Source organism: Victivallis vadensis, assembly GCF_003096415.1.
GTDB classification, from domain to species: Bacteria; Verrucomicrobiota; Lentisphaeria; order Victivallales; family Victivallaceae; genus Victivallis; species Victivallis vadensis.
Map to the genome: position 1 here is coordinate 20,118 of NZ_QEKH01000030.1, position 21,550 is coordinate 41,667.

General features: G+C 59.0%; 20 protein-coding genes and 1 tRNA gene. 13 read left to right on the forward strand and 8 right to left on the reverse strand.

Going from position 1 to position 21,550, the window contains the following annotated elements; genetic code table 11:
* Positions 1 to 20: 20 nt before the first annotated feature.
* The 4 genes from C8D82_RS15895 to C8D82_RS15910 all read left to right on the forward strand — a co-directional run bounded on the left by C8D82_RS15895 (position 21) and on the right by C8D82_RS15910 (position 2,002).
* A tRNA-Ser gene (locus C8D82_RS15895) sits at positions 21 to 110 on the forward strand.
* A gap of 481 nt (positions 111 to 591) precedes the next feature.
* Positions 592 to 825 carry a hypothetical protein gene (locus C8D82_RS15900; protein ID WP_116885276.1) on the forward strand — a complete coding sequence of 78 codons (234 nt, stop codon included), beginning with the start codon at positions 592 to 594 and terminating at the stop codon, positions 823 to 825.
* A 23-nt stretch (positions 826 to 848) separates the two neighbouring features.
* Positions 849 to 1,622 (forward strand): prolipoprotein diacylglyceryl transferase, encoded by a 774-nt coding sequence (locus C8D82_RS15905; RefSeq protein ID WP_116885277.1) that lies wholly within the window; start codon positions 849 to 851, stop codon positions 1,620 to 1,622.
* Positions 1,598 to 2,002 (forward strand): NINE protein, encoded by a 405-nt coding sequence (locus tag C8D82_RS15910; protein ID WP_207776158.1) that lies wholly within the window; start codon positions 1,598 to 1,600, stop codon positions 2,000 to 2,002. The genes C8D82_RS15905 and C8D82_RS15910 overlap by 25 nt, the downstream gene beginning before the upstream one ends.
* A 232-nt stretch (positions 2,003 to 2,234) precedes the next feature.
* Here C8D82_RS15910 and C8D82_RS15915 read toward each other — a convergent pair whose 3' ends face one another.
* Entirely contained in the window at positions 2,235 to 3,125 is an 891-nt protein-coding gene (locus C8D82_RS15915; RefSeq protein WP_116885310.1) for a dihydrodipicolinate synthase family protein, read from the reverse strand.
* Positions 3,126 to 3,349: 224 nt separating this feature from the next.
* Between C8D82_RS15915 and C8D82_RS15920 the strand changes: the two genes are divergently transcribed.
* Positions 3,350 to 4,384 (forward strand): GntR family transcriptional regulator, encoded by a 1,035-nt coding sequence (locus tag C8D82_RS15920; protein ID WP_165833128.1) that lies wholly within the window; start codon positions 3,350 to 3,352, stop codon positions 4,382 to 4,384.
* Positions 4,385 to 4,984: 600 nt separating this feature from the next.
* Positions 4,985 to 5,596 carry a hypothetical protein gene (locus C8D82_RS15925; RefSeq protein ID WP_116885280.1) on the forward strand — a complete coding sequence of 204 codons (612 nt, stop codon included), beginning with the start codon at positions 4,985 to 4,987 and terminating at the stop codon, positions 5,594 to 5,596.
* Between the two features lie 24 nt (positions 5,597 to 5,620).
* Here the strand turns inward: C8D82_RS15925 and C8D82_RS15930 are convergent, their stop codons facing one another.
* Positions 5,621 to 6,487, reverse strand: coding sequence for a helix-turn-helix domain-containing protein (locus C8D82_RS15930; protein ID WP_116885281.1), 867 nt, complete (start codon positions 6,485 to 6,487; stop codon positions 5,621 to 5,623).
* Between the two features lie 174 nt (positions 6,488 to 6,661).
* On the opposite strand from C8D82_RS15930, the gene C8D82_RS15935 reads away from it, so the two are divergent.
* Positions 6,662 to 7,444 (forward strand): ThuA domain-containing protein, encoded by a 783-nt coding sequence (locus tag C8D82_RS15935; RefSeq protein WP_116885282.1) that lies wholly within the window; start codon positions 6,662 to 6,664, stop codon positions 7,442 to 7,444.
* A gap of 30 nt (positions 7,445 to 7,474) precedes the next feature.
* On the forward strand, positions 7,475 to 8,533 hold the full coding sequence (locus C8D82_RS15940) for a Gfo/Idh/MocA family protein (RefSeq protein WP_116885283.1): 1,059 nt from the start codon (positions 7,475 to 7,477) through the stop codon (positions 8,531 to 8,533).
* 393 nt (positions 8,534 to 8,926) lie between these two features.
* Here the strand turns inward: C8D82_RS15940 and C8D82_RS15945 are convergent, their stop codons facing one another.
* Positions 8,927 to 9,448, reverse strand: coding sequence for a ferritin (locus tag C8D82_RS15945; protein WP_206212694.1), 522 nt, complete (start codon positions 9,446 to 9,448; stop codon positions 8,927 to 8,929).
* A 448-nt stretch (positions 9,449 to 9,896) separates the two neighbouring features.
* Here C8D82_RS15945 and C8D82_RS15955 point away from each other — a divergent pair, with 448 nt between their 5' ends.
* Positions 9,897 to 11,576 carry a 2-isopropylmalate synthase gene (locus C8D82_RS15955; protein ID WP_116885285.1) on the forward strand — a complete coding sequence of 560 codons (1,680 nt, stop codon included), beginning with the start codon at positions 9,897 to 9,899 and terminating at the stop codon, positions 11,574 to 11,576.
* A gap of 240 nt (positions 11,577 to 11,816) precedes the next feature.
* Here C8D82_RS15955 and C8D82_RS15960 read toward each other — a convergent pair whose 3' ends face one another.
* Genes C8D82_RS15960 through tmk form a run of 4 tightly spaced genes read right to left on the reverse strand, consistent with a single transcriptional unit; the run spans position 11,817 to position 15,789 of the window.
* Positions 11,817 to 12,683 carry a hypothetical protein gene (locus tag C8D82_RS15960; RefSeq protein WP_116885286.1) on the reverse strand — a complete coding sequence of 289 codons (867 nt, stop codon included), beginning with the start codon at positions 12,681 to 12,683 and terminating at the stop codon, positions 11,817 to 11,819.
* Positions 12,684 to 12,701: 18 nt separating this feature from the next.
* Positions 12,702 to 14,054: a phosphoglucosamine mutase gene (gene glmM, locus C8D82_RS15965; RefSeq protein ID WP_116885287.1), complete on the reverse strand. Its 1,353-nt coding sequence runs from the start codon at positions 14,052 to 14,054 to the stop codon at positions 12,702 to 12,704.
* Positions 14,055 to 14,084: 30 nt separating this feature from the next.
* Positions 14,085 to 15,146 (reverse strand): hypothetical protein, encoded by a 1,062-nt coding sequence (locus tag C8D82_RS15970; protein ID WP_116885288.1) that lies wholly within the window; start codon positions 15,144 to 15,146, stop codon positions 14,085 to 14,087.
* Positions 15,130 to 15,789: a dTMP kinase gene (gene tmk, locus C8D82_RS15975; RefSeq protein WP_116885312.1), complete on the reverse strand. Its 660-nt coding sequence runs from the start codon at positions 15,787 to 15,789 to the stop codon at positions 15,130 to 15,132. The genes C8D82_RS15970 and tmk overlap by 17 nt, the downstream gene beginning before the upstream one ends.
* A gap of 124 nt (positions 15,790 to 15,913) precedes the next feature.
* On the opposite strand from tmk, the gene C8D82_RS15980 reads away from it, so the two are divergent.
* From C8D82_RS15980 to C8D82_RS15995, 4 genes are all read left to right on the forward strand, one after another.
* On the forward strand, positions 15,914 to 17,032 hold the full coding sequence (locus tag C8D82_RS15980) for an IMP cyclohydrolase (protein ID WP_116885289.1): 1,119 nt from the start codon (positions 15,914 to 15,916) through the stop codon (positions 17,030 to 17,032).
* A 39-nt stretch (positions 17,033 to 17,071) separates the two neighbouring features.
* Complete coding sequence (locus C8D82_RS15985) at positions 17,072 to 17,767, forward strand: tetratricopeptide repeat protein (protein ID WP_116885290.1); 696 nt, start codon at positions 17,072 to 17,074, stop codon at positions 17,765 to 17,767.
* A 4-nt stretch (positions 17,768 to 17,771) separates the two neighbouring features.
* Positions 17,772 to 18,533 carry a TrmH family RNA methyltransferase gene (locus C8D82_RS15990; RefSeq protein WP_116885291.1) on the forward strand — a complete coding sequence of 254 codons (762 nt, stop codon included), beginning with the start codon at positions 17,772 to 17,774 and terminating at the stop codon, positions 18,531 to 18,533.
* A gap of 447 nt (positions 18,534 to 18,980) precedes the next feature.
* Positions 18,981 to 20,126, forward strand: a complete 1,146-nt coding sequence (locus tag C8D82_RS15995; protein ID WP_207776160.1) for an MraY family glycosyltransferase — start codon at positions 18,981 to 18,983, stop codon at positions 20,124 to 20,126.
* A 35-nt stretch (positions 20,127 to 20,161) separates the two neighbouring features.
* Here C8D82_RS15995 and C8D82_RS16000 read toward each other — a convergent pair whose 3' ends face one another.
* Positions 20,162 to 21,547 carry a sodium-dependent transporter gene (locus C8D82_RS16000; protein ID WP_116885313.1) on the reverse strand — a complete coding sequence of 462 codons (1,386 nt, stop codon included), beginning with the start codon at positions 21,545 to 21,547 and terminating at the stop codon, positions 20,162 to 20,164.
* Positions 21,548 to 21,550: the final 3 nt, after the last annotated feature.

Here is a 21,550-nt window from a genome sequence, read left to right on the forward strand (position 1 = left end):
TTTTAAGGCATGCACTAAGCGGAGAGATGGCTGAGTGGCCGAAAGCACAGGTTTGCTAAACCTGCGTGGGAGAAATCTCACCGAGGGTTCGAATCCCTCTCTCTCCGCCATTTTAAGTTCAAAAATACCCGAAAGGTATCGTTCAGTACCGTTTCGGGTTTTCTTTTTGTCAAAACATATCTATATTGGCTAAATCCGGTACTTTCAAACGAAAGGACAGAACATGGCCATCCCCAAAATCAAACTCGACCCCGGAACCGTCTACCAGAAAGAGGAAGGCGGAATCTATTATTTCCACATATCAGGTCAACGGAGCACGCAGGGCAATCAGCCTCAAAACTCGTAACCAGAAAGAAGCAAACAACAGATTCCACTTCTGAAATCATGGAAAAAATCCACTTTGTAACCGTTGCTGTCCTGAATCCCATCAGTGTCATATGCTATTCAATCTAACAGGGAACTTAATAACATTCGTGCTTATGTGCAACGGTTTGTGCAGCCGTCGGTGCCGGTATATCCGCTGCAGCCGCTACCCACAATGCAACAACTCAAGCAGAAGTGGAATCTGCAGTAAATAATGCCGGAGAATCCATGGCTGGTGCTTTAGTGCTCTTTATAGTAATCAATATCCTCTGTTTTATTTTTTCGTTTTTCGGAAAATCAAAAATTTCCGTAATCACGGGTATTCTTTTGATTCTGGGGGCAATTTTTATCCTGATTAACGGTTTCGTAGGTCTTGGCTCAATGTTATGGGGTAGTGTTACCGGCATACTCTATTTGATTGGCGGGATTTTTTCTATTATCAACAAAAAACGTATTGCTTAACAGTAGTACAGGAGAACAAAGGGATGCACCAATATATTCATATTTTTTCTTTAAGAATAGGTGCTTTCCCTTTATTTATCGGGTTAGGGCTTCTTTTTATTGCATTATTAGTTTTTGACACATTACGATCATTTAAGATTAAAAATAAGTTTGAAACAAAAATAATGGTTTGTATTCCACTCTCTCTACTTTTCGGCTGTGTTACTGGTTATTTTTCTGATGTTATTTTTCGGGGTGGAATACAAGCCGTATTTCGTCCATATGGTTTTGGAGTCACCTTTTACGGATGGTTACTGGGAACAATCATATTTTATCTTGCATATTCAAAACTGCTCAATATATCATCATGCTTTCTTTTGAATTGTTTTCTTCCAACCTTTTCTATTGCACAAGCATTTGGAAGAATCGGCTGTTTTTTAGGGGGTTGTTGTTACGGTATTCCTTGCAACTGGGGAGTACAATATCCTGCTGGCAGTCTGCCATATATAAAATATGGCAGCACTTACTTATTTCCAATACAACTACTCGAAAGTTGCTATCTTCTCATTATATTCTACATCTTATTCAAGAAAACACGCTTTCAAGATAGGGCATTATGGTATTTAATAATGATGCCATCAGGACGGTTCTTCTTTGAGTTTTTAAGAGGAGATAATCGAGGAACAATAGGTTATTCCATTCTTTCACCGGCTCAAAATATTAGTATTATTATTTTCTTTATTGCCCTCATCATATTAACTGAAAAACAAATAACACAAGGAAACTCATCATCTTGGAAGAAACTCAGAATGAAGTAAAGGAATGTCCATTTTGTGCACAAAAAATAAACATTCGTGCAAAAAAATGTCCATTTTGCCGTGAAGCAATAGACCCGGTCTTGATAATGTTGGAGAAACAACAAAACACACAAGGACGAGAAATAAATATTACCTTAGATTCAGGAAGGCCAACTGTTCATATTCCCAAAAATCGAACAAGTTATATTTTACTAGGAATCTTTTTAGGTGCATTAGGCGTCCACAATTTCTATGCCGGATATCAAGGACGTGGTTTGGCTCAATTATTGATTACAATTTTCCTTGGATGGACTATTTTATTTCTTCTTATTACATCTTTATGGGCAATCATAGAAGTATGCGTAGTCACAAAAGATGCTGACGGCATTAATTTTCAATAACTCCCAATCAGCTAAAGATATAGAATTACAGCAGACCAGCTCCGGAATTTTGGATTTCCACCATACAGTCGGCAGAACGGATTCCGATTGCCAGCCTGCGTTTCATGCGGCATAACAGTTTCTCCTTTCACCCGTTTCGCGGGTTCGGGAGTTAATATATCACAGGCAAATGCCGATTCCATGCCGGCGGCGAAATTATCCGGGAAATCGACCCGCCGCCGGCAGCACCGGCTCAGCGCGCGACAATCCGCCTGAATTCCTCCACGATCCGCCGCTTGGTCGCGTCGTCCAGTCTGTCCAGCGGCGGACGCGGATCGCCGCAGTCGACGCCGTGCGCCAGCATCATCGCCTTGCCCGCCGCCACGCCGCCGTGCTTCACCAGGATGTCCACGCCGAGGCACGCCTTGCGCATCCCCCGGTCGACGCCGGACATATCCCCCCGGCGGAACGCCTCCCACACTTCCAGATAGGTCGGCGCCATATAGTTGTAGGTGCTGCCGATGAAGCACTCCGCCCCCAGCGCCAGCGCCCCGGCGAAGAACTCGTCGACGCCGTAGACGATGTCGTACCTGCCGTTGCAGGCGTGGCGGCAGTTCTGGTACATATACAGGTCGGGGCTGTTGAACTTGATGCCCGCGAGGTTCGGGATCACCCCGTCCGCCGCCTCCAGAAATTTGTCCATCGGGAAAGTCACGCCGGACATCACCGTGTGATAATAATAAAACGCGGTGTCCGGAGCCGTCGCCGCCGCCAGCGCGCAGAACCGCACCAGCGACGCCAGCGAAGCCGGTTTGAAATAGTTCGGCGGCACCACCGAAGTCGCGTGCACCCGCAGTTCGTTCGCATGGCGTCCCAGCGTTTCCACATCCCGGATCGACAGCGCCCCGATATGCACGATCAGTTTCAGCCGCCCGGCGGAAGCCTCGCTCCACGCATCCATCACCTTCAGCCGTTCTTCGACGCTGCAGGAAACCCCTTCCCCGGTCGTTCCGCTGATGTAAGCGCCGGTCACTCCCTGTTCCAGAAGCAGTTCCGCCTGTTGCCGGATCACCGGGTACGCCACCATGCCGTTCCGGTCAAACGGGGTGTGCGGCGCGGCGATCAGGCCGCGCAGACGTTCGATTTCCATTTTGCTTTCTCCGTATTTTTCCCGTGCCCGCTTTCACCGCTCCGGCGGAAATCCCTTGATCACAGCACCGGAAACCGACGGCGATGCGCGGCATAGTTCTATATGTTTATATAGAATTATACTCCAATCTCCTCCAAAAAGCAAGGGCACGGCGCGGAAAAAATTGCATTTTCCCTCTTTTCCCCTTATATTACGCGCATCAACCCGGAGAAACAACCATGCCGCGCATGCTCAAATATCAGGAAATCGAAGGATGGCTCCGTCAGGAGCTTTCCGGCGGGCGCTTCGCCCCCGGCGACCGGTTCCATTCCGAAAACGACGCGGCGCGCCGGTTCGGCGTCACGGCGGTCACCGCCCGCAAGGCATTCGCGCCGCTGGAACAGGCCGGATATATCGACCGCAAGCGGGGCAGCGGCACCTTCGTGCTGCGCCTCCCGGACCGTCCCGAGCAGATCCGCCTCTTCCGCCGCTGTCTCTTCGGCATCATGATCGCCGAAGCCCCGCTCGACAACCGCCTGAAAACCGGCCAGATGCTGATCGAACTGCACCGCGCCGTCGAAGCCGCCGGATACCTCGCGCTGCTGACCGGAGACGATCCGGCCCCATTGCTGGAAGCCGGAGTGGACGCGGTCATCGTCTTTCAAGTGCCCGCCGCCGCCACGCTGAAACAATTCCGCGACGCGCAGATTCCGGTCGCGGGGCTGCACACCGACCGCGCCCCCTACCCGGTCCTGAAGCCGGATTTCGACGGGGCCGCCGGACAGATGGTCCGCCTCTTTCACCGGCGCGGATTCCGACGCCTGCTGGTCACTGGAGCCGGGGCCGACGCCGAACGGGTCGACGGCGAGTTCCGCGCTCCCCTCGACCGTGCCGCCGCAGCAGCCGGAATCGAATGCTCCCGGCTGATCGCTCCCTTTGACTCTCTCACCGGCGAACTGACGGAACAGTTCCGCTCCGCCGAGCGGCCCGATGTGATCTTCGCTCTGAACTCCTGGTGCCTCGACCAGCTCTTTACCGCGCTGCGCCGTGCCCGGCTGCACATTCCCGGCGACGTATCGCTGCTGGTACACGGTTCCAACTCGCTGGCGATCCCCAGCGAACCGCCCTGCTCGATCATCGATTTCGATCCCGCCGCCGCCGCTGCCGAAACCGTGGGTGCTCTGATCCGCCAGCTTCGCCACTTCCCCGAGCCGCCGCCGCACCGCCCGATCCCCTACCGGATCACCGACCGCGGCTCCATCGCCCGCCGCTGACGCTTGCCTCCGGCGGCCGGGGACGCTTCGCCCCCCGGTCCCCCAGACCGGCAAGGTGCCGGTGCCGCGTACGGTTTTGAATTTTTACTATGTAAAAATTGCAAAACCGGGGTTATTATCTATAAGCCTGTCGGGTCCATCCGCGATATACGCCACCGGGTGCTACCCGGTCGTGATCCAACGGCGAAACCGTTGGCCGTCGGAGACATCTTGTGCGCTACAGCGCCCTGCTACCGGTGCCTGATTGAAAATCAGGCCGCGTTGCGCACAAGGTCTGGAGGCCGCAAGGCCGCAAGACCCGCCTGCCTTCAAAACGGCAGGCTTCCCCCGGTGAACCGTTTTCGGAGGCCGGGGTTGTTTCGTTCTTTGCCATCCGACATCGCCATCCGGAATAAACAATGCCCGAACCGGGCCGACCGTTTCACAGCACACCATTAATCCGAAATACCAGACAGGTTGAATATCAAATCAAATTACACGATCAATCCGGTCTGCCAAGGGGACAGCCGGTAAAAGTCCGATAATATGATGCGGAACCGCTTGCAAAACTTCCGGAAGAGGCTATCAGTAACATTATCGAAAAAAGAAAGGCGGTTCATTATGGTTCGTTCCTTCTCTCTGCTGCTGTTGCTGACCGGTATTCCATTGCTTGCGGCTGATTACACACTCGAAATCGGCAACCGGAGCGTGCCGATCCGGGAAGGCCAGACCGTCACGCTCCCGAACCCGGGCGGCAGCCAACTCCAGATCACCCTGAAACCGGCAGCCGACGCCTCCGGCATGCGGACCTACAGCGCCAACGGCATCACCTTCCAGTACCCGGCAACCGTCAGGCCGCAGGAAGTCGACTTGGCGAGCGGCCAGGCCAAACTGATCAAATTGACCGATCTGACGATGTTTCAGGTTCTGCCGAAACTGGATGCCGCCAACCGCAAAGGCTTTATCGACGGTACGCTCAAGGGATTCAAAACCACTTTCCCGGGGAAGGTCAGCGACCGCCTCTATCCGGCCTCGCTCACACTCGGCGGCAAGAAGTGGACCGGCAGCTATTTCAAGGCCACTTTGGACAATCAGGAGTTCCGTTTCAACTCTTATTTAATCGATCATGGCGATCACACCTATGCACTCATGCTGCTGGAGCTGTCCGGCCAGGCCGGTCCGGATGCGGCGCTGGTCAAACAACTGCGCGACACCTTCCGCTTTCTGGAGTGACACCGCCGCGCCCGCCCTCAGGCGTCAGATATCCGGGCGGTAGCCGGCCTCGCGCAACGCTTCGGGGGACATGCCGATCCGCTTGCGGAAAGCGCGGTAAAAGACCGAGTACTCCGTGTAGCCGCACTTTGCGGCAATCTCCTTCACGTTCAGCCGGGTCTGCAGCAGCAGGTTCACCGCGAAGCGCAGCCGCGCCCGGGTGATGTAGGCGTGCAGCGGCGTGCCGGTCTGCTCGCGGAACACCCGCGACAGGTGTTCGCGCGACACCCGGAAATGGCGCGCCATGCTCTCCACGTCGAGCCGTTCCGAGATATAGTTGGCGATCCGGTTCTGCACGTCGCCGACCAGCGAGCTGCGCGGCGATTCGCGCAGCTCGTTCTCCACCGGCGAACAGAGCTGGTCGATCACGTCGATCACCAGTTTGCCCCCTTCCAGCGGCGTCATCATCAGCACCTCGTTGCGGTACTGACGATAGTTCGACAGCCGCTCGACCAGCGGCGAATTCAGCGGCACGTCAAAGATGTAGCCGTAGGTTCCGTTGATCTCCGAAATCAATTCGTACAGCCCATCGCCGTAAAACGCCATCCACAGGAAGTTCCACGGTTCCGTCCCGTCCGGCGGGTAGTAGTAGCACACCTGCGGATCGTTGTGGTTGTGCAGGAACGCCTTTCCGGGCGTCAGCTCGTAATCGGTCCCGGCGATCCGCAGCCCGCCGCGCCCGCCGAGCGTGATCGAGAGCTGGCCGCCGCTGTCGCCGCGCAGCCGCCCGTCCAGCCGGTAGTTCCGGTCGTTCTGCACCTCCTCGACCACGATCTCCGGTACCGGCAGACTCCGCAGCTGGCGGTGAACCTCGAAGTTGACCTGCCATTTCCTGACTTTTCTGAAATCCATAGATTTGTCCTTTCACACCTCCTATACTACACGAAAAAAACGAATTTTCAACCGATTCTCACAAAAGGTTTTTGAATATCACAAAATGCAATCGCAAAAAAACTTGTTTTTTACTCATGAAGCCCTTATACTAAAACAGACAGAATCGGGCAACATCACAATAAGGAGTGAAAAATGGCCAAAATCAACGTCACCATCTGGAATGAGTTTCGTCACGAAAAAGAGCATGAAGGCATCCGTAAAATCTATCCGGAAGGCATCCACGGCGCGATCGCCAAAGGCATCGCCGCCGACGACCTGAACATCCGTCTCGCCTCCCTCGACGAGCCGGAACACGGCCTCACCGACGAAGTCATCAACTCCACCGACGTGATGATCTGGTGGGGACACTGCGCCCACAGCGAAGTCCGCGACGACATCGTCGCGAAGGTCCACAAGCGCGTGCTCGAAGGCATGGGGCTGATCGTGCTGCACTCCGGCCACTTCTCGAAGATTTTCCGCGCCGTCACCGGCACGAGCTGCTCGCTCAAGTGGCGCGAGGCGGGCGAGAAGGAACGCCTCTGGAACATCGCCCCGTTCCACCCGATCACCCAGGGAATCGGCGAATATTTCGAGCTGGAGCATGAGGAGATGTACGGCGAACGCTTCGACATCCCGCAGGACGGCCAGCTGATCTTCGTGAGCTGGTTCGAAGGCGGCAACGTGTTCCGCAGCGGCGTGACCTTCGAGCGCGGCTACGGCAAGGTTTTCTACTTCCAGCCCGGCCACGAATCCTATCCGAACTTCTACAATGAAAACGTGCTCAAAGTGATCGGCAACGCGGTCCGCTGGGCCAGACCGGTTTTCTTCCGCGAAATGAGCGCGCCGTGCTATCCGGCGCTCGAAGAGATCCGTTCGGTCGATCCCAACGCGATCAAGGCGGGCGTGATGCAGAACGCCGACGGCAGCAACAAGTAATCAATCAGCGATAAAGGAATCCGAATCATCATGGCGAAATTGAAGGCAGGCGTAATCGGCCTCGGCATGGGCTACAACCACCTCCGCGGCTATATGACCCACCCCGACGTCGAAGTCGTCGCGATCGCGGACCGGCAGGCGGACCGCCGCGAAAAGGCGCAGAAGGAGTTCAATCTCGACAAGCTCTATGTCGAAGGCATCGACATGATCAGAAACGAGAAGCTCGACATCCTCTCCGTCGCCGTCCCGAACAACCAGCACAAGGAGCTGACCATCGCCGGTCTCAAGGCGGGCGCCCACGTCCTCTGCGAAAAACCGATGGCGATGAACACCGCCGAAGCCGAGGAGATGCTCGAAACCGCGAAAAAGCTCAACCGCCAGCTCGGCATCGACTTCAGCTACCGCTTCACCCCGCAGTCCCGCGCGATGAAGGCGCTGGTCGAAGAGGGCCGTCTCGGTGAAATCTATTACGCCCGCAGCGTGTGGCTCCGCCGCCGCGGCGTGCCCGGCGGCACCAGCTCCGGCTTCAACACCGAAGGCGCGTCCGGCTCGTGGTTCTACGACAAGAAGCAGTCCGGCGGCGGCCCGCTGATCGACCTCGGCGTGCACCGGCTCGACCTCGCCCTCTGGATGATGGGCTATCCCGAACCGGCCTGGGTGATGGGCAGCACCTACAGCAAGATCGCCCCGGCGCTGGTCAAAAACTACACCGTCGAGGATCTTGCCTGCGCGATGATCAAATTCCGCAACGGCGCCACCCTCGAACTCGACGCCTCGTGGGCCAGCAACATCAAGGAAAACGAACAGATGTCCACCCGCCTCCTCGGCGACAAAGGCGGCATCTACCAGTACAACCTCGATGAAGGCTACACCTACGACGTGGAATACTATCAGGAGATCGAAGGCAAGCAGTACGACTGCAAACTTCATCCCCCGGTGCCGGAAGTCAAGAGCGCGTTCCACATGTTCGTGGAAGCCGTCCGCGACAACAAGCCCTTCCTCGCCACCGGCGAACAGGGCGTGACCGTAATGCGCCTGCTGGACGCGATCTACGAATCCGCCGCCACCGGCAAACCCGTCCAGTTCTGACCCGGCACACATGCCTCCGGCGGCCTCCCCCTATTCGGGAATGCCTCCGGCGGCCGGGGGCGCTTCGCCCCCCGGTCCCCCAGACCGGCAAGGTGCCGGCGCCGGGTACGGTTTTGAGATTTTTGCGCAGCAAAAATCTCAAAACCGGGGGGACTATCTATCAGTTTATTTGCTCTGTCGGGAGTACTTGCCCCCGGGTGCTACCCGGTCGGGTTGCAAGGGCGAAGCGCCTTGCCCGTCGGAGACAGTTGTGCGCTACGCGCCCAGCTACCGGTGCCTGATTGCAAATCAGGCCGCGTAGCGCACAAGGTCTGCCGCCCGACAGGGTGGACAGACCCGCCTGCCTTCAAAACGGCAGGCTCTCCCCCGGCTCGCCCTGATCGGCAGCGAAACCTAAACAGTCGCGGCGGCGGCGGGAGCGGTGGCGGCGGCACGCGCGGCCAGCTTGTTGTCGATGAACAGCAGCGCTTCTTTGGAGTTGCCGGCAAGCTCAAGCTGGTCGATGATTTCCTGAACGCTCTTTTCCTCCTGCACCTGCTCGGTGACGAAGAAGTTCAGAAAGTTCAAAGTCGCGAAACTGTTGTTTTTCATCGCGAGGGCGGCGAGCTTGTCGATGCGGGAGGTCACGATCTTTTCATGCTTCAAAGCGCCCTTGAACACCGCAAGCACACCGGAGCTGTCGAATTCCGGCTTCGGAATGGCCTGAAGTTCGACGGCGGCGCTGTTGTCGTTGATATAGCGGTAGAAGATATCCGCATGGATCAGCTCCTCGTCCGCCTGAATGCGCATCCAGTGGGCGCAGCCGGGCAGGTTCATGCGTTCAAGGGCGGCAGCCATGCCCAGATAGATATAGGCGGATGAGATTTCAAACACCATCTGGTCGTTCAATGCCGCGGTCAGTTCTCCATTCAACATATTCGTTTCCTCCATAAAATAATAGTAGTGCCTGCCCGGTATTTCCGGGAAGCAATATCTATAATAGATCAAAAAAATAAAAAATCAATACGGGCCGGCTTGCTTTTTGCGGAAATGCGGTTAGATTAAAAGTAACAGGAGTTATCAATCTTATGCAGTTCGGTCGAAACATCTACAGCCAGATTCGCCGGGGCGCCTATCGTGGGCGGCCTCTGTTTGCTGCTGCCGAAACTCCTGCTCTGCTGCGACTTATTTGCGCCGGTCCGGTGCAGACAGGTCGTTGACGTTTTCATTTCCCGCCTGTTGCAAGCCGCCGGTCCGGCGTTGAAGGAATCCGTATTCAATTCCGGCAACGCGTACTGTGATGTGTTTTCTCCGTTGAATTGTTCGGATTCCGCTCTTACCGTGCGAAATTTCCAAACCATTATTCATTTCAAGGAGAATTATCATGGAACAGTATCCGAAGTACCGCGCAAGCGAACCCGTCGCCATCGAAAACCGCGTCTGGCCGACCCGCCGGATCACCCGTCCCCCGGCCTGGGTTTCAGTCGATCTGCGCGACGGCAACCAGGCGTTCGCCCGTCCGATGAACGTGGCGACCAAGATCCGCTATTTCCAGATGCTGACGCAGATCGGCTTCAAGGAGATCGAAGTGGCTTATCCCGCATCCTCGGCGGAGGAATTCGAGTTCGTGCGGCGGTTGATCGCGGAGAACCTGATCCCGGACGACGTCCGGATTTCCGTACTCACCGCGGCCCGTGAAAACCTGATCGCCCGCACCATCGAATCGCTGCAGGGCGTGCGGCAGGCGACTATCCACTGCTACGTCGCGACCAGCGACCTCCATCGGGAGTTCGTCTTTCATAAAACCGAGGCGGAAATCACGGAGATGGCGGTTTCCGCGACGAAGATGATCGCCGAAGCACTGGAGCAGAACGGCATGCGCGACGCGATCCATTATGAATTTTCGCCGGAGGAGTTCAGCGACAGCCGGTTGGGATTCATCGTCGATCTCGCCTCGGCGGTCCACGACGCGTGGCGGCCGAACGGCAAGGCGGATTTCATCCTGAACCTCCCCGCCACCGTCGAGCGCCGTCCTCCCTACGAGTATGCCGACATGGTCGAAGCCTTCACCCGGAGCTACCCGTATATGGCGGACACCACCTTGAGCGTGCATACCCATAACGATCAGGGCGGCGCGGTCGCGGCGGCGGAGATGGCGGTGCTGGCCGGGGCGGAGCGGGTGGAGGGAACCCTCTGCGGCCACGGCGAACGCACCGGCAATATGGATCTGGTGATGTTCGCGTTGAATTTGAAGTCGCGCGGCGTCGATCCGGGGCTGGATTTCTCGAACCTCCCGGAAATCGTCGAATTCATCGAGGAGGTGTCGGACATCCGGATTCATCCGCGCGCGCCGTACACCGGGGAACTGGTTTTCACCGCATTCTCCGGCACCCATCAGGATGCGATCCGCAAGGGGATGGCGCAGCGCGAGGAGATCTCCGCCCGTTTCAAACAGGGTTGGAAAATGCCCTATCTGCACCTCGACCCCGCCGACATCGGCCGGAACTACGACGGGCTGATCCGGATCAACAGCCAGTCCGGCAAGGGCGGCATCGCCTACATCCTCGAAAGCGTCTACGGCATCAGCATTCCCAAACTGATGCAGCCGGTGGTCGCCCGCGAGGTGCAGCGCGCCGCCGAAGCGAGCGGCAACGAGGTTTCCGCCGTCGAAATCCACCGGATTTTCATGGAGAAATTCGTGGATGCCGGCGGGAAAGTCAGGATCGGCGGTTTCCGCATCCAGCGTCCCGCTCCGACCGGCGTGGACCAGACCGGCGTGGAGCTGGAGCTTAAAGTAGGCGATTCAACCTACGCGGTGCTCGGCACCGGTTCCGGGCCGATTGAAGCGGCGGTCGCGGCATTGAACCGCTGCCCCGCCCTGCCCGATTTTCAGGTGGAAAGCTATTCGGAACATGCACTCGGGCGCGGTTCCTCCGCGCAGGCCATCGCCTTCATCGGGCTCAAGTTCGAGGATTCGGAGACGATCGTCTACGGCGTCGGCGTCAATGCGAACATCAACCTCGCCGCGATCGGGGCCATCGCGGCGGCGCTGAACCGCCGCTGACCGGCACGCCAGGAAACTGGCGCAAAGCGTCTTTGGAAAGAGGACACAATCGCGAAGTATCGCTTATAGACTTATCACAACCCATTAGTAATAACCCCGGTTTCGAGATTTTTGCACAGCAAAAATCTCGAAACCGTACCCGGCGCCGGCACCTTGCCGGTCGGGGGGACCGGGGGGCGAAGCCCCCCCCGGCCGCCGGAGGCGAGTCGTGAGGGGGGAGGCCGCCGGTGGCGTACTCCGTCACTTCGAGCGGGAGACGACTTCGCCGGGCGTGGTGCAGCTCCCCGCGGCAAGGCTGCGGCCGGGATAGATCGAAGTGTGGATTCCGGTGTGGACTCCTTCGCCGATGATCGCGCCGAACTTGCGGCGGCCGGTGTCGAGGAACTCCTGGTTTTCCAGCCAGCGGTGGTTGCGGCCGTCGTGGCGCAGATTCGAGATGATCGTGCCTGCGCCGAAGTTCACGCCGTCGCAGATCACCGAGTCGCCCGCATAGCTCAGGTGACCGACGCTGACCTTGTCGCCGAGCAGGGAGTTTTTGATTTCGACCGCCTGCCCGACGTGGCATTTATCGCCGATCGAGGTGTTGCCGCGGATGTAGCAGTTCGGGCCGATCTTGCAGTTTTCACCGATCACGACGTTGCCTTCGATGTAGACGCCGGGCAGGATCACGCTGTTCGCGCCGAGCTTCACGAAACCGTCGAGGGTGGCTCCGGCGCGGACGGTGCCGCGAATGTCGTTGCTGGTCATCGCGCCGACCAGACGCTCGTTCAGCGAAAGCAGGTCCCACGGATGGCGGATGCGGGTGGAGTTTTCATCCAGCGGCAGTTCGGTGACGCCGAGCCTGCCGGGAATGGTGACTTCCGCGAGGGTGGCGCCGTCGCTGGCGTCCTTGACGACGCAGTTGCCGGCGCCGGTCGCGAGCAGCGCCGCAAATTCGAGCGAAGGCAGGAAGTCGCCGCGCACGGCGACGGTGCGATTGTCCGGCAGCGCGGGGAAACGCGAAAGGATCAGGTCCGCGATGCGGATTCCGCCCACTTTGATCGTATTGACTTCCGCGGTGATCGGCCAGAGACTCGGAACTTTGGCGGCGATGATTTCAACAGCCATGATGCTCAACCTCCCTGATTATTTGAGTTCATCCTGCGCGACGGCGCAGAGCTTTTCGATCCAGGCCGGCACGTCGGCGGGATTTTCGGCTTCGACCAGAATGCGCATCTTGTTCTCGGTGCCGGAGTAACGCACAATGGTGCGGCCGGAGTCGCCGAGCGCGGCCTTGCATTCGGCGATCGCCGCCGGCAGCTTTTCCAGCTGGTCGAGCGGCACCTTGCGGCCGATCGGGAAGGAGCGGATCTCCTGCGGAAACACCGACATGAAGCCCGCCAGCTCCGCCAGCGGTTTGCCGGTGCGTTCCATCAGCTGCAGCACGTGCAGCGCGGAGATGATCCCGTCGCCGGTGGTCGCGTAGTCCATGAAGATGATGTGGCCGGACTGTTCGCCGCCGACGTTGAATCCCTTTTCGCGCATCCGTTCGATCACGTAACGGTCGCCGACGTCGGTGACTTCGACGCTGATGCCGTTCTCCTTCATCGCGCGGTGCAGCCCGAGGTTGCTCATGCCGGTGACCACGACGGTATCGGCGGCGAGGCGGCCGCGCTTTTTGAGGTCGAGCGCGATCATGCCGATGATCCGGTCTCCGTTGACTTCGACGCCGTCGGAGTCGCAGAAGATCACCCGGTCGGCGTCGCCGTCGAGCGCGATGCCGCAGTCGGCCTTGTGCTCAAGCACCAGCTTGCTGATGTTCTCCGGATGGGTCGCGCCGCAGTCGTCATTGATGTTCAGCCCGTCGGGACGGACGGCGGTTTCGATCACTTCGGCGCCGAGTTCGCGGAAGATCAACGGGGCGATCGAATAAGCGCCGCCGTTGGCGCAGTCGAGCACGATCTTCAATCCGCGCAGACTCAGGTTCCTGATCGAACTTTTCGCAAATTCGATGTAGCGGCCGCGGGCGTCGTCGATCCGGTAGGCCTTGCCGATCCGGTCGCAGGGCACATGCCGCTCCCTGAGCTCAGGATCAAGGATGTGCTTTTCGATCTCAAGTTCGACGTCGTCCGGCAGCTTGAAGCCGTCGGCGGCGAAAATCTTGATCCCGTTGTCGCAGGCCGGATTGTGGCTGGCGGTGATCATGATGCCGCAGGCGGCCCCCATCGATTTGGTCAGGTGGGCGACCGCCGGAGTCGGCATCGGCCCGACCGAAAGCACATCCATGCCCATGCCGGTCAGCCCGGCGGTCAGCGCATTTTCAAGCATATAACCGGAAATGCGCGTATCCTTGCCGAGCACGACCCGCTTGCGGCCGTCGTTGCCGCCCGCTCCGAGCACCAGCGCGGTGGCCTTGCCGACCAGCAGCGCGAGCTCCGGGGTAATCGGATAAACATTCGCCTTGCCGCGGATGCCATCGGTTCCAAACAGTTTTTTCATGATGTTCTGACTCCTCAATTGCTGTGGTGATTACTGTCTCTTTGTCGCGAGATTGACCGCGAAGGTCCGCAATGCGAGCTCTTCGTTGACGTTGAAGCGGAGGGTGAACAGCAGTTCCTCCGCTTCGCGCAGCGCGACCGCACCGCGTGCCGGGGCGATTTTTTCCGGCAGGTCGATGCCTGCAAAAATTTCAGGGTTGGCCAGCTGATCGAACCGGATCCCCTCCGAAAGCTGGAAAACCTGCTGGCAGAAGGTCTGGATCGCGGTCAGGAACTGGCCCCGCTCTTTCATGTAAGCTCCGGCGGCGGCGTCCGCGGCCTGCTGCTCGACCCGCTTGACCAGCGCCGGGTCTCCGGTCTGGGCGGCGGCGGTCAGCCGGGCGGTCCACTCCCCGGCGGTCCGCCCGCCGGCGTCGCTGTTGAGGCCGGAGGCGACCTGGATCAGCTGCGCGGCCCCGGCTTCGGCTTTGGCGAGGTCGCCGCGCGCCTCGAAAAACAGCGCCCCGAGCGCCGCGAACACCTGCTCCTTGCCCGCGAAATCGAATTCGCAGCGGTTGGTCAGCAGCGAAATTTGCTGGCAGCGGCTGCGGGTGGTCGGCAGCAGCGAAGCCGGGTTGCCGGTGGTCAGGATCAGCAGAGTCTCCGGCGGCGGCTCCTCCAGCGTTTTGAGCAGCGCGTTCTGGGATTCGTCGTTCATCCGGTCGGCGTCGTAGATCACGCCGACCTTGCGGTTAGCGCCGCCGGTGCTGGTCAGATGGAACTGCTCCTCGAAATAGCGCAGCGTATTCGGCTCCGGCTTGCCCCGTTCACCGATCTTGATGAAGTACATCTTTCCGACCGGGCTGAGCGTGTAAAATTCGGAATAGGTCCCCTGCTCCAACTGGCGGCAGACCCGGCAGACCGTGCAGGGGCGCCCTTCCCGGCTGTCGGGACACGCCGCGATCTGCGCCAGCACGACCGCGAACTCCCGGCGGGCGCGCTCCGTATCGGCGTGAACCAGAAAGGCGTGGGCGAGGCGGTGATGCTTCCGGGCGTTTTCGAGATGGCTGACCAGCGCGGGGTAGTTGGAGGCGTAATTATCGTATAAGCTCATCGACCAGTTTCCTGACTTCGGTCTGAATTTCCTGTGCGGGGCGGTCGGCGGCGACCACCCGGACCCGTTCCGGCTCCCGCGCCGCGATCGTCAAATAACTTTCCCTGACCTGCCGGTGAAATTCGAGTTTTTCCTCTTCAAAGCGGTCGTGCTCGCCCTGCGTTTCGGTGCGGGTGCGGGTGCGGGCAAAGCCCGCCTCCGGCGTCAGGTCGAAGAGCAGCGTCAGGTCGGGCGCGCACTCCGCGATCGCGAGATCGTTCAGCGCGTCGATCGCTTCGGCGTCGAAGCCGCGCGCCCCCCCCTGATAGGCGGTGGTCGAATCGAAATACCGGTCGCACAGCACGATCTTCCCGGCCGCCAGCGCCGGCCGGATCACTTCGCGCACATGCTGCGAACGGGCCGCCTCGATCAGCAGCAGTTCGGTGGTGTTGTGCAGCTTCTCCTCCCCCTCAAACGCCTTGATCACGGCGCGGAGCCGTTCGGCGAGGGGGGTGCCGCCGGGCTCGCGCGTGGCGATCACTTCGAACCCTTTTTCCTCCAGGTATCCGGCAAGCAGCTTCAACTGGGTGCTCTTGCCGGCGCCCTCCGGGCCTTCAAAGGTGATCAGCCGCCCCGGATGGGTGTGTTTGAGTCGTTTCTTCATCGTAAAATTCTCACTTTTTTCCATAAAAGAACAATACCGCCATTTGCCCTAAAGTTCAACCGGTGTTATATTCCTTAATACGATTTTTTCAGGTTTTTAATTCAGTAAAACGGTATAGTTCAAAATGGCAAAAGAATTGACCCGCGACAGCTATCTTTCCAAACACGTCGGCGACTTCCCGGCTGAAATCACCATCGGTTCCCGGCGGTACGTGAAGGTCGACGATCTCCGTTACGGCACCAATCCCCACCAGGCGGCAAGTTACTACAAGCCCGCGGATGAAGCGTGCGTGATCGGCGACATGAAGATTCTGAAGAACGGCAAGAGCGGGCTTTCACAGACCAATCTCGAAGACATCTCCTATGCGCTGAACATCGTGAAGTTCTTCGACACCCCGGCCTGCGCGGTGATGAAGCATGTGAATCCCTCCGGCGCGGCCGCGGGCCGTCCCGGCGAATCGCTGAAAACGGTCTACCTCAAGGCGCGTGACGCCGACGCCCGCGCCGCCTTCGGCAGTTCGATCGCGTTCAACAAGGAGGTCGACCAGGAGACCGCACGCGAAATCATGTCCACCTTCGTCGAATGCGTGGTCGCCCCTTCCTATGCGCCCGGCGTGCTGGAAATCTTCAACGACGGCGAAACCTACAAGCTCAACAAACATATCCGCATCATCCAGTGCGGCGACCTGTCGAAGCTGCCCCGTTTCACCGGCGAGGCGAAGGATGAACACAACACGGTCAAGGTGCTGGCCGACGGTTCGCTGGTGATCGCCCAGCCGCTGATGACCTCGATGAAAAGCGTCGCGGACCTGGTTCCGGCGGAAGCCGAAAACAAGCGGTGCGGCCGTCAGGTTTCGACCGTCGCGGCGACCGACGCGCAGAAGTTCGACCTGCTGTTCGCGTGGTACGTGAATCTGAGCGTCCGCTCCAACGGCGTGGTGATCGTGAAGGACGGGCAGACCCTCTCCGTCGGCACCGGCGAGCAGGACCGGGTCGGCGCGATCGAACAGGCGATCGCGAAGTTCAAGCAGAAGTACAGCGGCGAAGGCACGCTGCAGGATTCGGTGATGGCCAGCGACGGTTTCTTTCCGTTTGAGGACGGAGTCGAAACCGCCGCCGCAGCCGGAGTCACCGCGATCATCGCCCCCTCCGGCTCACTGCGCGACGCGGATGTGATCAAGCGCGCCAATGAGCTCGGCGTGGCGTTGTTCCATGCTCCCGAGCGGATTTTTTCGCATCATTGATCTTTAAAAAAAACAACAATAATCAAGGAGCCACCGACTATGGCGGACAAGAAAAAACAGCTGGATGCCGCACTTTCCCATGCGCTGATGAATGATATGGAACGCATTGAATACGGCTTCGCCACCTATTGGAAACAGATCGTGATCGCCGCAGTGGCCGTCGTGATCGTGATCGCCGCGGTATTCGGTTATTTCGCGGTCAGCCGCAACGCGGCGCGCGAGGCCGCTTTCGCGCTGGCCGACGCCGCCACCGTCGACGAACTGAACGCCGCGCTGGATAAATACGCCGACGCTCCCGGCGTCGCCGCCGCCCGCTTCCGGCTGGCCAAGCTGCTCTCCGCCGACAAGAAGTACGACGAAGCGCTGCAGGAGCTGACCGCCGTGAAAGCGGCCAAACCGGGCGAACCGCTCCTCGGCATGGCGATGCTCTCAATGGCCTACATTCAGGAGCTGAAAGGCAGCTATGAGGCCGCGGCGGCCGAATTTGAAGCGATCGGCGCACTTCCGGAGGTTTCCGCCGGTGTCCGCGCCGAAGCCTGCACCAATGCCGGACGGCTCTACCTCCAGCTCAAGGAGCTGAACAAAGCCGCCGCCGCGCTGAAGCGGGCGGATATTCCCGACCTGCGTTCCACCACCGCCGCGGCCTGGAGCATGGACGCCAAGTCGCTGCTGGTCGCCCTCGAAAGCGGCGAATACGGCCCCTATAAGCCCGAAACGGCTCCGGTCAAGCTGTAACACAATGGAACTCACCCGGAAACTCGAAACGCTGCTCCGGTCGCTGTACACGCGACACGGACGGCGCAAATCCGGGTACTGTGTCTGCGAAGGCGTGCGGGCCGTCGGTGAACTTTTCGCGCGCCGCCCGGAGCTGGTGCGCTTCACGGTCGCCACGGAACGCGGCCTCGCGGAGTACGGTCCCGTCTCCGGCGCTCTCTATTCGCTCAGCGAATCCCGCTTCGCGGAGTTCGCCGGGACCGTCAACTCACAGGGAATCCTCGCCGTCGCCGCGATCCCCGCTCCGCCCGGAGAAGAAACACCTCCCGAAGTCCCGTTCATTTTCGCGCTCGACGGCCTCGGCGATCCCGGCAACTTCGGAACCGTCTGCCGCACCCTGCGTTCCACCGGCCTCGATGAACTCTGGTACACCAAAGGCTCCATCGATCCCTACGGCGACAAGGCGATCCGCTCCGGCCTCGGCGTCCAGTTCGCGCTGAAGCTCCGCTGCTTCGAAAACCTCGAAACACTCCGCGCCGCCGCCGCAAGATTCGGTTACGATAAAGTTTTCCTGACGGACCCGCATCAGGGCGAAAGCTGCTTCACCGCTCCCGACCTTTTCCAGCGCAGCGTCGTCGTGATCGGAGGCGAAGCCAACGGCGTCAACGATCTTGCCGCCGCCCGGCGCGTCACCATCCCGATGCCCGGCAACTACGAATCGCTGAACGCAGCCCAGGCCGCCACCGTCTTTCTCTTTGAATACGTCCGCCGCCTCACTACCGCATAGGCGGAACTTTGCCTCCGGCGGCCGGGGGCGCTTCGCCCCCCGGTCCCCCAGACCGGCAAGGTGCCGGTGCCGGGTACGGTTTTGAATTTTTACACAGTAAAAATTCAAAACCGGGGTATTTAAAAGACGGGGATAGCAATGCAATAAGGTCGTCAGGTGATCTTGGAATGCGGAAGTCCGAAAGGTTTGTCCGGCAAAGCCGGATAAGTTTCAGCTCCGCTTTCCAATTACACATGACATTTAATAAAACAACGGTTTAAAATTGTTAACGACAATAAAATAAAGATGCCCGGTTTTAAGATTTTTGCTATGCAAAAATCTTAAAACCGTACCCGGCGCCGGCACCTTGCCGGTCTGATGGTCCGGGGGGCGAAACGCCCCCGGCCGCCGGAGGCACTCCCGGCAGGGGGGAGGCCGCCGGAGGCATCTTCGGAGGTAAATATGAGTATGTGGAATCAGATTTATTTGTTTGCGTTTCTCGGGGGCGTGATTCTGACGCTGGTAGATACGCCGTTGTTTCAATGGCTGGCGGAAAAGACGGATTTCATGGACCGGCCGCAGGCGAACCACAAGGGACACCGGAAGGCGACGCCGCTGCTGGGCGGCGCGGCGATGTTCACGGCGTGGATTCTCTGCCTGACGGCGGGGGTGACGGCGGCGACTTCGGGATGGGTGCCTTATTTTTCGGAGGTGCTGTCCGAACACCTCGCGGGGATGCAGGCGGTTTCGCGGCCGCTGCTGTTCATTGCGCTCGGTGCGTTCCTGTCGGTGATGCTCGGGCTGATCGACGACAAATGGGCGCTGACGGCGGCGCAGAAGTTCGGGGGGCAGTTCGTGATCGCGCTGATCGCGGTATGGTTGGGCGGCGTGCGGATCAACGTGTTCATCGACAACAACTGGATCACGGGGGCGCTGACCGTTTTCTGGATCATGCTGCTGATGAATTCGATCAATTTCTTCGACAATATGGACGGTCTCGCGGTCGGAACCGTGACGATCGCGATGGGCTTCTTCACGATTCTGGCAGCCCTGAACCATCAGTTCTTCATCGCGGCGCTGGCGGCGCTGACCTGTGGTGTGGGAGCCGGTTTCTGGTTCTACAACTTCAATCCGGCGACGATCTTCATGGGGGATTCCGGAAGTCACTTTCTCGGTTATATGGCGGCGGTGATTTCGGCGGGGATCACCTATTTCGGCATTGATTTTTCACATTCGCGTTTCCCGATTCTGCTGCCGCTGTTCATTCTGGCGCTGCCGCTTTTCGACACCGCGATGGTGGTGCTGATCCGCACCAGAAACCGCAAGCCCTTCTGGATCGGCGACCACAACCACATTTCGCACCGGTTTGTGCGGATGGGGCTCTCCCGCAAGCAGGCGGTGATGCTGGTGCATCTGATGGCGCTCTGTATCGGGCTCGGCATTCTGCCGGTATTCTGGGGCGACTTCCGGACGGCGGCGATTCTGGTGGCGCAGGCGTTCCTGCTGCTGCTGATCATCACGATCCTGCAATTCACGCTGTCCGACCGGCAGGACACCCGCGAACAGCCCCTGCCCCCGCCGGAGACACCCGGCGGCAAAGAACGGCGCAAGTAGCAAATCCCGGTTTGGAAACCTGCACACGGCGTGAGTTATTGGAGCCAACGCCGGTAAAAGCCGATTGCGAAGAGGCCGAAGATCAGCAGCGGAATGATCCAGCAGACGTAGACGCGCACCCAGCCGGGGAATTTGACGCCGTGGCCGGAGTTGGCTTCGGCGATGAAGTTTTTCCAGCCCCACCCCGCGGCGATGAAGAGCACGATGTAGAGCGAACCGAGCGGCAGCAGGTTGTCGCTGACGATGTAGTCTTCGAGATCGAGGATGGTGCTGCCCTTGCCGAGCGGTTCGATCCACTTGAGCAGGTTGTAACCGAGCGCGCAGGGCAGCGACAGCACTCCGATGCCGACGCCGTTGAGCAATACGGCTTTGCGGCGCGACAGACGCCATTCGTCGATCATGAAGGCGATCAGGTTTTCAAACACCGCGATCACGGTGGTCAGCGCCGCCGAGCTGAGGAACAGGAAGAACAGCACGCCCCACCAGCGTCCGCCGGGCATGTGGTTGAACACGTTCGGCAGCGAGATGAAAACCAGCCCCGGCCCGGAACCGGCGTCCACTCCGTAGCTGAAACAGGCGGGAAAAATGATCACGCCGGCCAGAATCGCCACGATGGTGTCCAGCGCGATGATCACGAGCGATTCCTTGGCGAGCGAATGGTCGCGGTCGATGTAGCTGCCGAAGATCGCGATGCTGCCGACGCCGAGACTCAATGTGAAAAAAGCCTGCCCGAGCGCGGCGACGATGATATTGAACAAGCCGACGGTTTCCAGCGGCTCCAGCGACGGCTTCAGATAGAAGCTCAGACCGGCGGAGGCGCCGGGCAGCGTGCAGCTGCGGATGCAGAGGCCGAGCAGCAGCAGGAACAATCCGGCCATCATCAGCTTGGTGATCCGCTCCACTCCCTTCTGCAGTCCGAGGTAGCAGGTGACCGAACCGATCAGAACGGTCAGCAGCATATATCCGACATTGCGTCCCGGAGAGGCGAGAAAACCGTTGAAATAACCGATAATTTCCTTCTCATTCCCCAAAGCGGCCACCGAACCGTTCAGGTAGTTGACCGCATAGGCGATCATCCAGCCGGTCACGGTGGTGTAGAAGATCATCAGGAAAGCGCTGCCGGTGAAGAACACCGCACCCGGCCAGTGCCACTTGAAGGAACTTCCCTTCGGCAGGGTCTTGTAGGCGCCATAGAGATTGCGCCTGCTGGCGCGGCCGAGCGAAAGCTCCATCACCATCACGGGAAAGCCGAGCATGAACAGGAAAACCAGATAGATCAGTACGAAAAGCGCGCCGCCGTTCTGGCCGGTCACGAAAGGAAAACGCCAGATGTTGCCGAGACCGATCGCGCATCCCGCGGTCAACAGGATGAAGCCGAGCCGGGAACCCAGTGTTTCCCGCGAGGAACCGTTATCGCCCATGAT